The 13,014-nt window shown below is 73.5% G+C and carries 12 protein-coding genes and 1 tRNA gene; 5 read left to right on the forward strand and 8 right to left on the reverse strand.

The window, feature by feature from the left end; genetic code table 11:
• The first annotated feature begins 18 nt into the window (after positions 1-18).
• Positions 19-960, forward strand: a complete 942-nt coding sequence (rlmB, locus tag ACIGAN_RS16225; protein ID WP_094055622.1) for a 23S rRNA (guanosine(2251)-2'-O)-methyltransferase RlmB — start codon at positions 19-21, stop codon at positions 958-960.
• Positions 961-1,088: 128 nt separating this feature from the next.
• Positions 1,089-2,777 carry a DoxX family protein gene (locus ACIGAN_RS16230; protein WP_399858057.1) on the forward strand — a complete coding sequence of 563 codons (1,689 nt, stop codon included), beginning with the start codon at positions 1,089-1,091 and terminating at the stop codon, positions 2,775-2,777.
• A 477-nt stretch (positions 2,778-3,254) separates the two neighbouring features.
• On the opposite strand, the gene ACIGAN_RS16235 is transcribed toward ACIGAN_RS16230, so the two are convergent.
• The 3 genes from ACIGAN_RS16235 to ACIGAN_RS16245 form a co-directional block, all read right to left on the reverse strand.
• Positions 3,255-3,986: a nucleotidyltransferase family protein gene (locus tag ACIGAN_RS16235; RefSeq protein WP_365738112.1), complete on the reverse strand. Its 732-nt coding sequence runs from the start codon at positions 3,984-3,986 to the stop codon at positions 3,255-3,257.
• Positions 3,987-4,118: 132 nt separating this feature from the next.
• Positions 4,119-4,574 carry a hypothetical protein gene (locus ACIGAN_RS16240; protein ID WP_365738113.1) on the reverse strand — a complete coding sequence of 152 codons (456 nt, stop codon included), beginning with the start codon at positions 4,572-4,574 and terminating at the stop codon, positions 4,119-4,121.
• A gap of 219 nt (positions 4,575-4,793) precedes the next feature.
• Positions 4,794-5,882 (reverse strand): ABC transporter ATP-binding protein, encoded by a 1,089-nt coding sequence (locus ACIGAN_RS16245; protein ID WP_311681313.1) that lies wholly within the window; start codon positions 5,880-5,882, stop codon positions 4,794-4,796.
• Positions 5,883-6,149: 267 nt separating this feature from the next.
• On the opposite strand from ACIGAN_RS16245, the gene ACIGAN_RS16250 reads away from it, so the two are divergent.
• A tRNA-Thr gene (locus tag ACIGAN_RS16250) sits at positions 6,150-6,223 on the forward strand.
• Positions 6,224-6,226: 3 nt separating this feature from the next.
• Here ACIGAN_RS16250 and ACIGAN_RS16255 read toward each other — a convergent pair.
• From ACIGAN_RS16255 to ACIGAN_RS16265, 3 genes are read right to left on the reverse strand one after another with little or no spacing between them, the layout of a single operon-like run.
• On the reverse strand, positions 6,227-7,174 hold the full coding sequence (locus ACIGAN_RS16255) for an aminoglycoside phosphotransferase family protein (RefSeq protein WP_399858060.1): 948 nt from the start codon (positions 7,172-7,174) through the stop codon (positions 6,227-6,229).
• Positions 7,175-7,212: 38 nt separating this feature from the next.
• Positions 7,213-8,196, reverse strand: a complete 984-nt coding sequence (locus ACIGAN_RS16260; protein WP_399858063.1) for a zinc-binding dehydrogenase — start codon at positions 8,194-8,196, stop codon at positions 7,213-7,215.
• Positions 8,197-8,254: 58 nt separating this feature from the next.
• On the reverse strand, positions 8,255-9,415 hold the full coding sequence (locus ACIGAN_RS16265) for an FAD-dependent oxidoreductase (RefSeq protein ID WP_399858064.1): 1,161 nt from the start codon (positions 9,413-9,415) through the stop codon (positions 8,255-8,257).
• 128 nt (positions 9,416-9,543) lie between these two features.
• On the opposite strand from ACIGAN_RS16265, the gene ACIGAN_RS16270 reads away from it, so the two are divergent.
• Entirely contained in the window at positions 9,544-10,221 is a 678-nt protein-coding gene (locus tag ACIGAN_RS16270) for a pentapeptide repeat-containing protein (RefSeq protein WP_399858065.1), read from the forward strand.
• A gap of 13 nt (positions 10,222-10,234) precedes the next feature.
• Here the strand turns inward: ACIGAN_RS16270 and ACIGAN_RS16275 are convergent, their stop codons facing one another.
• Complete coding sequence (locus ACIGAN_RS16275) at positions 10,235-10,735, reverse strand: hypothetical protein (protein ID WP_399858597.1); 501 nt, start codon at positions 10,733-10,735, stop codon at positions 10,235-10,237.
• Positions 10,736-10,766: 31 nt separating this feature from the next.
• Here ACIGAN_RS16275 and ACIGAN_RS16280 point away from each other — a divergent pair, with 31 nt between their 5' ends.
• On the forward strand, positions 10,767-12,176 hold the full coding sequence (locus tag ACIGAN_RS16280) for a M1 family metallopeptidase (protein ID WP_399858068.1): 1,410 nt from the start codon (positions 10,767-10,769) through the stop codon (positions 12,174-12,176).
• Between the two features lie 250 nt (positions 12,177-12,426).
• Here ACIGAN_RS16280 and ACIGAN_RS16285 read toward each other — a convergent pair whose 3' ends face one another.
• On the reverse strand, positions 12,427-13,002 hold the full coding sequence (locus ACIGAN_RS16285; protein WP_010035999.1) for a TerD family protein: 576 nt from the start codon (positions 13,000-13,002) through the stop codon (positions 12,427-12,429).
• Between the last annotated feature and the right edge of the window lie 12 nt (positions 13,003-13,014).

The following is a 13,014-nucleotide window of genomic DNA, read 5'->3' on the forward strand; positions in this document are numbered from 1 at the left end:
AGCAGAGACAGGTAGGTCATGGCAGCCAACAACCGCCGCATGTCCGGCAAGAAGGGCGCGCAGGTCGGCAGTGGCGGCCAGCGGCGCAAGGGCCTGGAGGGCAAGGGCCCCACCCCGCCCGCCGAGATGCGCAAGGGACACAAGAAGAACCGGCTCGCGAACGCCAAGGCGCGCCAGACCTCGCGCCGCCCCGCGGCCCGCGGCCGCGGCGGCAAGTCGGCCTCCGAGCTGGTCGTCGGCCGCAACCCGGTCTACGAGGCCCTGCGCGAGGGCGTGCCCGCCTCGACGCTGTACGTCCAGCAGTTCATCGACAACGACGAGCGTGTGCGCGAGGCCCTGCAGCTCGCGGCCGAGCGCGGCGGCATCAACCTCATGGAGGCGCCGCGCCCCGAGCTCGACCGGATGACGAACGGGCTGAACCACCAGGGCCTGGTCCTCCAGGTCCCGCCGTACGAGTACGCCCACCCCGAGGACCTGCTCGACGCGGCCGCCGACGAGGGCGCCGACCCGCTGATCGTGGCGCTCGACGGCGTGACCGACCCGCGCAACCTGGGCGCGGTCGTGCGGTCCGTCTCCGCGTTCGGCGGGCACGGCGTCGTCGTACCCGAGCGGCGGGCCGCCGGGATGACGGCCGGTGCCTGGAAGACGTCCGCCGGTACGGCAGCCCGGACGCCCGTCGCCCGCGCCACCAACCTGACCCGCGCGCTGGAGGCCTACAAGAAGGCCGGTGTCGTGGTCGTCGGCCTGGCCGCCGACGGTGACGTCGAACTCACCGAGCTGGAGGCCCTGGAGGGCCCCGTCGCGATCGTCGTCGGCAGCGAGGGCAAGGGGCTGTCCCGGCTGGTCGGGGAGACCTGCGACTTCCGGGTGCGGATCCCGATGCCGGGCGGCGCCGAGTCGCTCAACGCCGGTGTGGCGGCGGGCATCGTGCTCTACGAGGCGGCCCGCCGGCGCGCCTGAACAGGCGTCCGGCATCTCACCCGTGCGGGGTGATTCCGGGGCCGCCGGGGCGACGAGGACACGCTTGACGGGGTCCGGACAGATAGGGCGGGTCAAAGCAGTGTCCTAACCCGACGTCACTCGGTTAGATGAGTGTGGACACCAGAACACCCCGCACACCCACGGGGGACCGCTCGTCGGGACTCGACGACGCTCCCGCGCTGAGCATGGTGAAGGTGCCGAGCGACCCGGCGCAGGTGATCGTCAACCACGCGAGTTTCCGCGTGCAGTTGGGCGTATCGACGCGTCGCGTCCAGTCCCCCCGGGTCGCACGGCATCTGAACGCCACCGAGGACACCGCCCGCATCCCCGTCGTCACCGCCGGGGGCGCGGCGGACGGGGCCACCACCCGGCGCCGGCCGGTCGTCTGGAGCGGCAGATCCGCGCCCGACGACACCGGCGCCCACCGGCTTCTGCAGGCCGTGCGGCACGAGAGCGTGCGGCACGCCGAGGAGCCCCCGTCCGACACCGGAGCCACCCAGGTCATCTCCCGCGTCGACGCGGGCCACGAGGGCGCGGGCTACACCACCGGCTACGAGGGCGGCTACGAGGACGACCTCGTCCAGACGGTCGAGACCCCCGTCGTCGGCCCCCAGCGCTCCCACGGCCCGGCCGACGGCACCCGGCTGCTGCCCCCCATGCGCACGGTCGGCAGCGCCTACGACGAACCCGCCTACGCGGACAGCGAGTTCGAGGACCTCCCCGACGAGCAGGAGGAGTCCGGACGGCGCGTCAGGCGCCACGGCGACGACCCCGCGCGGCACGCCTACTACCCGGGCCGCCGCATGAACCTCGGCGTCGTCCTCCTCCCGCTGCGCGTCTTCCTCGGCTTCATCTCCATCTACGCCGGCATGGGCAAGCTGTGCGACCCCGTCTACTTCGACGGCGGCAAGCGCGGCTCCATGGTGAAGTGGCTGAACACGCTGCACCCCTGGGAAGTCGCCGAGCCGCTGCGCCAGTTCGCCCTCGAACACCCGGTGGGCTCCGGCCTGGTCATCGCCTTCGCGCAGGTCATCGTCGGCGTCCTGACGGTCCTGGGCTGCTGGCAGCGCGTCGCCGCGGCGTTCGGCGCGCTGCTCTCCGCCGCGCTGCTGGTCACCGTCAGCTGGAAGAGCGTCCCGGCCTACGAGACGCCCGACATCATCTACCTCGCCGCCTGGTCGCCGCTGATCATCGCCGGTGCGCCCGTCTACTCCGTCGACGGCCGCCTGGCCGGCAGCGCCTGGCGGCGGCTCGGCCCCCGCGCCGACATCTGGGACCTGCGCCGGTACGTGCTGCGCCGGGGCGCCCTGGTCACCGCCGTCACCATCGGCCTCACCCTGCTCGTCGGCTCGCTGCTCGGCGGTGCCGTCCGCGACGCCGACCGGGTCGTCGTCCCGGGCCCCGGCGAGGCCCCGCGCAACGAGCTGCCCGGCTCCCCGCTCCCCGGCGAGCCCGGCAAGCGGCCGGAGAAGCGGACGCCGTCGGCCTCCACCTCGCCCACGCAGGGCGCCACGGCCGGTTCGGCCAGCCCCAGCGCGGGCACCACGACCCGGCCGGACGCCACGCGCGACACCGGCACGGTCACCGGCGGCTCCCCGAGCCAGACGCAGGGCACCGGAGGCCAGGCCCCGCCCCAGCAGTCCTCCCCGGTCGAGCAGGCGCCGACCACGACCTCGGGCCCCACGTCCGGCGGCAGCGCCACGGGCGGCTCCGGCTCCACCGGCGGCGGTGGCACGGGCGGCGACGGCTCCTCCTCCACGGGCCGCCCGGGTCTGGTGGGCGGCCTGCTGGGCTAGCTAGCCGGCCACCCCGAACACCGAGGGCCCCGCACCAAGAGGTGCGGGGCCCTTTTCGATGCCCGGGGGCCGGCTGGGCGGTTGGGAGGGCGCGGGGCCTTTCCATGCCCGCGGGGGGCCTTTCCATGCCCGGGGGCTGGCTGGGCGGCTGGGATGCGCGGGACCCTGGCCTCCCGACCGGAACGCCACCCCCAGGCCACCGGGCACCGCCCCCAGGCCCAGGCCACCGCCCCCAGGCCACCGGCCCCAGGCCCTCGAGGGCCACCGGCCACCGGCCACCGGGCACCGGCCACCGGGCACCGGCCACCGGGCACCGGCCCCAGGGCACCGGCGAGGGGGTCTGGTCGGTGTTCGGGTGTCGGTCGTCCGGCTCCCGGCCGATGTTCTGAGCGAGGTCGGTCGCAGGCTGAGCCGGCTCGCGGCAGAGGGTCTCCACGGCGGGGCGTGCCCGGAGGCCGGAGGCCGTCGGAGGGGTCCTCAGCGGCTCAGGGCCGCCAGTTCCTTGGCCGCCTCGGTCAGGTCCTTCGCCGTGTCGATGGCCCGCCAGTAGGACCCCTGCGGGATCGTGAACCCGGCCAGGCGCCGCTCACGGGCCAGATGCGGGAACGTCGTCCGCTCGTGGTCCCCGCGCTCCGGCAGCAGCCCGGCGAACTCGGGGGAGAAGACGTAGACGCCCGCGTTGATCTCGAACGTCGAGGGCGGGGCTTCGATGAAGTCGGTGATGTGGCCGAAGCCGTCGGTCTTGACCGCGCCCCACGGCAGCCGGGGCCGGGCCAGCGCCACCGTGGCGATGGCGTCGCGCTCGGCGTGGAAGCCGGCCATGTCGCGCAGCGAGAAGCGCGTCCAGATGTCCCCGTTGGTGGCGTACCAGGGCCGGTCGGGGTGAGGGAGACGCGCCGCGGCGTACTTGAGACCGCCGCCGCGGCCGAGGGGCTCGGGCTCCACGACGGTGGTGACGGAGAGGGGCAGATCGGCCGTCTCCAGCCACTTCTGGAGCACATCGGCGAGGTGGCCGCAGGAGACCACGACGTCCGTCACGCCCTCCTCGGCGAGCCAGGACAGCTGATGGCCGATGATCGGAGTCCCCGTCCCGGGGATCTCGACCATCGGCTTGGGCCGGTCGTCGGTGTACGGACGCAGCCGGGAGCCCTGGCCGCCGGCCAGAACGACGGCTTGAACGGGGCGGGACGCGGCGTTCGGATCGCTCATGAGACCGAACTGTACGTGGCGTCCCGCCCGGGACGACGGGGAAGCCGGTTCCCTCGTCGGCTGTCACCGGCGTCCCGGGCATGGCCGGTCCGCCGTCGGGTCGACCCGGCGGTCTGCGCCGGGGTGGCGCGCTCAGCTGTGTGCCGCGGCGACGCCTGTGGCGAAGGACGTGTCGCAGACCGGGCGGGCGTAGGACTGTGCGCGGGTCGGGCCGTAGACCCGGACGGCCGCCTCGCCGAGGGCGCGGGCGATGGTCCTGCAGTGCTTGGCCAGCGACGGGCGGCCGTTGACGGCCTGCTGGAGGTGGGTGAGGGCGACGCCCGGGTTCTCCTCCTGCAGTTCGGTCAGCAGTCTGTCGCGCAGGACGTCCTGGGGGGCGCGCTTGGCGGCGCGCGAGGCGCCGGCGGAGGTGGCGGTGTCCGCTGCGGTGAGCACCGGGTCGGTGGAGTAGCCCGACCAGTTGACTCGGGTGACCGCGAGGGTCCCGGAGAGCACCAGGACGACGGGCAGGACGAAAGCGAGGGTGCGGCCGATCCGGCGGGCGGGGCCCCGGCCGCGTCGCGTCTGAGGGTTGTTGGAGTGCTTCACGCGTGTGAGGGTAGCGCCCGGTAATGGTTTGTAGACATTTAGTCACCGGTTCGGGGGATGAGGAAGTGCCCCTTTCTGGGTACTGGGTTGACGCACACCGCTCGAAAAGTCCGGTCTGCCGGGGTATTTGTCGACAACGAGAAGGGCCCCGCGGCAGGTCGCGGGGCCCTTCTTCGTCAACGCGGGTGATTCACCCTAGGTGGTGCGTCCGCCGGTTGATCAGTCGGACAGGCGCTCGCCGCTCGACGTGGAGAACACGTGGGTCTCGCCGGAGCGCGGGACGACGCGCAGCTGGCTGCCCTTCTCCGGGACGTCACGGCCGTTGACGCGGACGACGAGGTCCTTGGAGTCGTCGCCGAGCTTGGCGGTGCCGTAGACGTAGGCGTCGGCGCCGAGTTCCTCGACGACGTTGACGGTGACGGCGAGGCCCTGGTCGGACTCGGGGCCGGCCACGTCGAAGTGCTCGGGGCGGACGCCGACCGTGACGGTCTTGTCGCTGGTGGCGGTGAGCGCGTCACGCTGCACCGGCACGACCGAGTTGCCGAACTTCACGCCGCCGTCGGTGACCGGCACCTCGACCAGGTTCATGGCCGGGGAGCCGATGAAGCCGGCGACGAAGAGGTTGGCGGGCCGGTCGTACATGTTGCGCGGGGTGTCGATCTGCTGGAGCAGACCGTCCTTGAGGACCGCCACGCGGTCGCCCATCGTCATGGCCTCGACCTGGTCGTGGGTGACGTAGACGGTGGTGATGCCGAGGCGGCGCTGGAGGGACGCGATCTGCGTACGCGTCGACACACGGAGCTTGGCGTCCAGGTTGGACAGCGGCTCGTCCATGAGGAACACCTGCGGCTCACGCACGATGGCGCGGCCCATCGCGACACGCTGGCGCTGACCGCCGGAGAGGGCCTTCGGCTTGCGGTCCAGGTACTCGGTGAGGTCGAGGATCTTCGCGGCCTCCTCGACCTTCTGCCGGATCTCCGCCTTGTTGACGCCGGCGATCTTGAGCGCGAAGCCCATGTTGTCGGCGACCGTCATGTGCGGGTACAGCGCGTAGTTCTGGAACACCATGGCGATGTCCCGGTCCTTCGGCGGCAGGTGCGTGACGTCGCGGTCACCGATGCGGATGGCGCCGGCGTTGACGTCCTCGAGCCCCGCGAGCATGCGGAGCGAGGTGGACTTGCCGCAGCCGGAGGGGCCGACGAGGACGAGGAACTCGCCGTCCTCGATGTCGATGTCGAGAGCGTCGACGGCGGGCTTGGTGGAGCCCGGGTAGATCCGGGTCGCCTTGTCGAACTGCACAGTGGCCATGGTGAATGAACCCCTTCTACCGGCAGGAACGTGCCGGACGATCCGAGTAGGAAGGCGGTGCCACGACGGTGTTCCGTTGTGGTGTGGTCCACGCGTGTGAACTGGCTCAGGACGGTACCCGGCGTTCACACGTCTGTCAGCAGTTCCGGGCATGTGAACTTCGCGGAAATTTTCGGGACGGGCCCGGGGTGGCCCGAACTCCGTGGCTGCGGGTATGGGCCTCTGTGTACAGTGGTGCCGCCTCGCGCGCGGCGTCGTGGCGCGCGTGCCTCCTTAGCTCAGCTGGCCAGAGCAACGCACTTGTAATGCGTAGGTCGTCGGTTCGAATCCGACAGGGGGCTCTGTCAATGCCCAGGCCGGGTCGTCCCGGGCCTGGGCTTTTTGGTGAGGCGGCGGGCCAGGTCCAGGTCGGTGGGGGACAGGGGGCGGGCGTCCTCGATGTCCCACAGGGCGTTCTGGAGCAGGCGGCCGAGGGTCCAGGCGCGGGCGCGGGCGCGGTCCAGGGCGAGGACGTCGGTCATGGCGTCGAAGCGCCAGTGCAGGTCGTCGGGGTCGTAGCGGTTGGCGAGGGCCGGCCACAGGTCGAAGCCGGGGTCGCCCGCCAGGGGCTTGGGGTCGATGGCGAGCCAGGGGGCGCGGTCGCCGGCCAGGACGTTCTCGTCGTGCAGGTCCCAGTGCAGGAGGCGGTCGCCCGGTTCGCCGGCGACCTCGCGGACGGCGGCCGCGCAGTCCGCGATCAGGCCGCGGGCCTCGGGGTCGGCGATGCGGGACAGCGCCCACGGGGTCCTGTCGAGCATGGCGCGGGCGATGTCGCCGAGGTGGCGCAGGCCGGGCGGGGCGGGGGAGGAGGTGAGGTGGGCGAGGAGCCCGGCGATGGTGACGACGGCCTCGCGGGGTTCCGCGGCACGGGAGAGCATCCGGGTCTCGTCGAGGCGTTCCAGCAGCATGGTGCCGGTGGGCTCGTCGTGGTCGAGGAGGCGGACGGCCCCGTCGCCGTCCCAGAAGCGCAGGGCGACCGGTTCGCCCGCGCTCTCCTCGTCGAGGATCTGCAGCTTGAGGACCGCGGGCGTGCCGTCCCGGCCGCGGACCGGGAGGACCAGGGCGGACACGCCGTGCATGGGCGGTCCGTCCGGGGTCAGTGCCCAGTGGTCGAGGAAGCGGGCCGTCAGCTCGGGCAGCGCGGCGATGAAGGCGCGGCCCGCCTCCCCGTTGTACTCCTGCTGCGAAGCGGCCAGTTCCTGGGGAATCTCGATCACCCGCGGCACGGTAGTGGGGCGGGCCGGGAGCGTCATGTGAATAGGGCGGGGCCGCTGCGGTCGCCGGGCGCGGGTCAGGGTTCCAGGACCACCTTGCCGATCGTCCCCCGGTTCTCCAGGGCGCGGTGCGCCGCCGCGGCCTCGGCGAGCGGGAACCGCTGCACGGCCGGGGTGAGCCGGCCGGCCGCGGCCTCGGCGAGGGCGCGCAACTCCAGGGTGCGCAGGGGGTCGGGGCCGCCCGCCTCGCGCAGCATCACGGGGCCGAGGACCTGCTCCGACACCCCGTCGACCAGGTAGGGCCCGCCTTCCTTGATGCCCTCGCCGGACCAGCCGAAGACGAGGTGCCGGCCGCCGGGGCCGAGGAGGCCGACGGCCTCGCGGGCCACGTCGCCGCCCACGCCGTCGAAGACGACCGTGGCGCTCCGGCCGCCGAGGTGGGCGCGGACCTTCCCGGGCCAGTCGGGGTCCGTGTAGTCGACGGCGAGGTCGGCCCCGCCGGCCCGCACCCGGGCGGTCTTCTCCGGCCCGCCCGCCAGCCCGACGACGGTGGCGCCGGCGTTCTTCGCGTACTGCACGAGGAGGGTGCCGATGCCTCCGGCGGCCGCCGGGACGACGGCGACCGCGCCGGGGCCGAGGTCGGCGAACTGCAGGATGCCCATCACCGTGCGGCCCGTGCCGATCATGGCGACGGCCTCGGCGAAGTCCAGGTTCCCGGGGATCTCGTGCAGGCGGCCGGCGTCGGTGACGGCCAGTTCGGCGTAGCCGCCGGGCACGAAGCCCAGGTGGGCCACGACCCGCTTGCCGAGCCAGTCCGGGTCGACGTCCGTGCCCAGCGACTCGACGAGGCCGGCGACCTCGCGGCCGGGGATGGTGGGCAGGGGTGTCGGCTCGTTCGCCGGGCCGCCCGGCATGCCCTCGCGCAGGGCCGCGTCGAGGAGGTGGACGCCCGCCGCCCGTACGGCGACACGCACCTGGCCGGGCCCCGGGCGGGGGTCGTCGGTCTCCTCGTAGCGGAGGTTCTCGGCCGGGCCGAAGGCGTGCAGGCGGATGGCGCGCATGGCGGGCTCCTCGTGGGTCGGGCGCTGCGTTTGGTGGTCGTCGCCCCAGCCTTCAACCTCAAGCTTGCTTCAGGTCAAGCTCGCGTCGTCCGAGGGCCAGGGAGACCGCCGTCAGGGCGCTGTTGAAGGAGACCTCCGACAGCACCCCGGGCGCCGCGACCTGGTCGCCCGCGAGGTAGACACCGTCGCCCCGGTCCACGGCGGGCCGGTCGCGCCAGCTGGTGCCGGGCGGGTCGACCGCGCCCGTCCGGCCGCTGGCGACGGCCTCGCGCCGCCAGGTGACGCGCTCGCGCCAGCCCGGGAAGCCCAGGTCGAGCAGCTCCTCGGCGCGGGCGGTGCCGTCGGCCTTCGACTCGTGCGGCGCGATGGGGATCTGACCCTGGATCAGCTGCTCGCCGGCCGGGGCGAGCGTGCGGTCCTGGGCGGTGAACCGCTCCAGCCAGCCGGGCGCGTCCAGGTCGGAGACCGCGAAGGCGTCCCCGCGGCGGGTGCGCACGGCCAGGTCGACCAGGACGGTACGGCCGCTCGGCCAGGTCAGGGAGTCGTCGCCGAGCAGGCGCCGGGCGGCGTCCAGGGAGGTCGCGACGACCACGGGCGTGTCGGTGGGGAGCGTGTCGACGCGCGACAGGGTCTCCATCCGGACGCCCAGGTTCCAGGCGCGGGCGGCCATCCGGTCGATCAGGGAGGCCCAGCCGCCGCGCGGGTAGTGCGCCTCGGGCGGCAGCTTGGTGGCGCGGCGCAGCCGCTCCTGCACGAACGCGGCCGACAGCCCGCCGGGGTCGTGGTGGAAGAGGGCGACCGCCGAGTAGTGGGCGGCGGCGCGGGCGCCCTCCTCGCCCGCGATGCCGGTCGCCCAGGTGAGGAAGTCGGCGTCCACGGGCGCCTGCCGGGCGGTCCGGCGCAGCAGCTTCAGCATCGGGAAGGGCGGGGTGCGGCGCAGCGCGCCGTGGTGGCGCAGCCGGAGCCGGGCGGCCTCCAGCGGCGGCAGCGGGGCGAGCGGGCCGATGAGGTCGCGCTGCCTGAGCCAGGCCCAGTGCGGGCCGCCGTTGTAGAGGGCGTGCGGCCCCTCGTTGGTGCGGTAGGGGCCTTGGGCGGTGCGAGCCCGGCCGCCCAGGGTGTGGTGGGCCTCGTGCAGGGTGACCTTGGCGCCGGCCTCGGCGGCGGTGATGGCCGCGGTCAGTCCGGCGAAGCCGCCGCCGATGACGGTGATGCGGTGCATGACTGGGCGTCTCCCTCGGGTCGTGATGACCTTCCGGCAGTACGACGGGACGAGCGCCCCGGAATGTGACACGGGCGGTGTCCGTGCAGGTCGGGGACGTTGTCAGTGGCGGGGTGCAGCATGGGGGCATGGCGAGGAGAGCGGCGGGCGGTTCGGGTGTGAAGGCGGCGCGGCGACCGGAGGTGCGGCTGCCCCGGCTGGAGCCGTACGAGGGGGGTGGACTGGAGCCGGACGGGGACTACGACGGGCTGGAGTTCCGCGAGCGCGACCTGACGGGGCAGGACGGCTCGGGCGCCCGGTTCATGGACTGCGCCCTGACGGGTTGCGTCCTGGAGGAGACGCGGCTGCGGCACGCCCGCGTCCTGGACTCGGTCCTCAGCGGCGTGCGGGGCGTCGGTACGGACCTCGCCGAGGCGACCCTGCGGGACGTGGAGCTGACCGACGCCCGGCTCGGCGGGCCGCAGCTGCACGGGGCGGTGCTGGAGCGGGTGCTGATCCGAGGCGGCAAGATCGACTATCTGAATCTGCGCACGGCCCGGCTCAGAGACGTCGTCTTCGAGGGCTGCGTGCTGGTCGAGCCGGACTTCGGCGGGGCCCGTCTGGAGCGGGTGGCGTTCGCCGACTGTGTGCTGAAGGGGGCCGACCTGCACGCGGCGACCCTGGTCGACGTCGATCTGCGCGGGGCCGCGACCCTGGAGATCGGCCGGGGCCTGGACCGGCTCGCCGGGGCGGTGATCAGCCCGGCCCAGCTGCTGGAGCTGGCGCCGGTGCTGGCGGCGCAGTGGGGGATCCGGGTGGAGGGCTGAGCCGCGCGGCGGATCAGGGCAGACGGGGGAAGCGGGCCTGGAGGGTCCAGATCGCCGAGTTCTCCGCGAGGTCGTCGTGCAGGTCGGTGAGGTCGGCGATCAGGTCGTGCAGGAAGTCCCGGGCCTCGCGGCGCAGTTCGGCGTGGGAGACGGTGAGCGGGGGCTCCTCCGCGCGCATCCAGTCGGCCTCGATGTCCACCCATCCGAAGCGGCGCTCGAAGAGCATCCGGTCGGTCGACTCCGTGAAGTCCAGCTCCGCCCGCTGCGGCCGGGACGCCCGGGAGCCCGCCGGGTCCCGGTCGATCCGCTCCACGATGTCGCACAGCGCCCACGCGAAGTCGAGCACCGGCACCCATCCCCAGGCGGTGGACACCTCGTGGTCGGTCCTGGTGTCCGCCAGGTAGACGTCACCGCAGAACAGGTCGTGCCGCAGGGCGCGCACGTCCGCGCGGCGGTAGTCGGTCTGCGGCGGGTCGGGGAAGCGGTTGGAGAGGGCGTAGCCGATGTCGAGCACGCAGGTGATGGTGTCACGCGACCGTAGGATCATGAGCGTGGCCCGATCTGTACGACTTGTCCCCGCCCTGCTCGCCGCCTGCCTCGCCCTCACCGGGTGCGGCGGGGGAGTGCACGGCACCCCGGGCGGCTCCGGCGTACGCGACCCGTTCTTCCCGAAGGCCGGCAACGGCGGCTACGACGTCTCCCACTACGGCCTGCGCCTCGCCTACGACCCGGACGCGCACCATCTGACCGGCACGGCCACCCTCACCGCTCGGGCCACCCAGGACCTCTCGGCGTTCAACCTCGACCTGCTCGGCATGGAGGTCGAGCGGGTCACCGTCGGCGGCGAGACGGCCCGGTTCAACCGCGCGGGGCAGGAACTCACGGTCCGGCCGCGTCAGGACGTCGACCGGGACGAGACGTTCCGGGTGACCGTCCGCTACTCCGGCGCCCCGGAGACGGTCACCGACCCGGACGGCTCCCGCGAGGGCTGGCTGCGCACCGCGGACGGGGTGCTGGCGCTGGGCGAGCCGACGGGGTCGATGACGTGGTTCCCCGGCAACCACCATCCCTCCGACAAGGCGGCGTACGACCTGACGGTGACCGTGCCGCGGGGGCTGCGGGCCGTGTCCAACGGCGAGTTGCGGGGCGAGAGGACCGCGCGGGGCCGGACGACGTTCGAGTGGCGCACCTCCGAGCCGATGGCCGGCTACCTCGCCACGCTCGCGATCGGCCGCTTCGACATCGGCCGGTCCCGGGCCGGGGGCGGACTGCCCGTGTACACGGCCGTGGACCCGGCCGAGGCGGCGGCGAGCCGGCCGGTGCTCGGGCGGATCCCCGAGGTGCTGCGCTGGGCCGAGGGGTGGTTCGGGCCGTACCCCTTCTCCACCGCCGGCGCGATCGTCGACCACGCGCCCGACCTCGGCTACGCGCTGGAGACCCAGACCCGGCCGGTCTTCCCGGGCGCCCCCGACAGCACGCTCCTCGTCCACGAACTGGCGCACCAGTGGTACGGCGACTCCGTCTCCCCCGAGAGCTGGCGGGACATGTGGCTCAACGAGGGCTTCGCCACCTACGCGGAGTGGCTGTGGGAGGAGGAGCACGGCGGGCGCAGCGCGCAGGAGACCTTCGACGCGCTGTACTCCGGCGACTACTTCGCCACGGCGGAGGCCGGCGAGGCCGTCTGGGCGTTCCCGCCGGCGAACCCGCCGAGCGCCGCGCGGATCTCCGACCCGCCGGTGTACTGGCGGGGCGCGATGGTGCTGCAGAAGATCCGTCAGACCGTCGGTGACGAGAGGTTCCGGGGGATTCTGAAGGGCTGGGCGGCGGAGTACCGGCACGGGAACGCCGACACGGCCGACTTCACGGCGTACGTGGAGAAGTGGGCACCCGGGAAGGACTTCCGGGCCGTCTGGGACGACTGGCTCTACGGGGAGGGCAGGCCGGAGCGGGCCTGAGCGCGCCACGCCTGGAGCGACGGCCCGGGCATCGCGAGGGCCCCGGGTGCGCGGTGCGGTGCGGGCCTCGCGGTGGCTCGGGGGCGCGTGCGGTGCCGGCCGGTGAGGGCTCGTCGCGCAATTCCCCGCGCCCCTGAGGGAGAAGCCGCCCGGGGCTCTGAACGGAAGCCGCCCGTGCCCGGAGAGGGGAAGTCCCCGGGCCGGTCGTCCGGTCCGGGGACTTGCCTCGGCTGCCTGGCTCAGGCGTGAGTCAGACGTTCACGCCGAAGTCCTGGGCGATGCCGACCAGGCCCGAGGCGTAGCCCTGGCCGACGGCGCGGAACTTCCACTCGGCGCCGTTGCGGTAGAGCTCGCCGAAGACCATGGCCGTCTCCGTCGCCGCGTCCTCCGACAGGTCGTAGCGCGCGATCTCGGCGCCGCCGGCCTGGTTGACGATGCGGATGTACGCGTTGCGCACCTGGCCGAAGTTCTGGCTGCGGTTCTCGGCGTCGTAGATCGACACCGGGAAGACGATCTTGTCGATGTCGGCCGGGAGGGCGGCCAGGTTGACGTTGATCGCCTCGTCGTCGCCGGCGCCTTCACCCGTGCGGTTGTCACCGGTGTGGACGATGGAGTTGTCCGGCGTCTGCTTGTTGTTGAAGAAGACGAAGTGGGCGTCCGAGTAGACCTTGCCCTGCGTGTTGACCGCGATCGCGGAGGCGTCGAGGTCGAAGTCCGTGCCGGTGGTGGTGCGGACGTCCCAGCCGAGGCCCACGGTGACGGCGGTCAGGCCCGGAGCCTCCTTGGTGAGCGAGACGTTGCCACCCTTGGACAGGCTTACAGCCATTGTTTGGGAGTC

Source organism: Streptomyces sp. NPDC085931 (genome assembly GCF_044540565.1).
GTDB lineage: Bacteria > Actinomycetota > Actinomycetes > Streptomycetales > Streptomycetaceae > Streptomyces.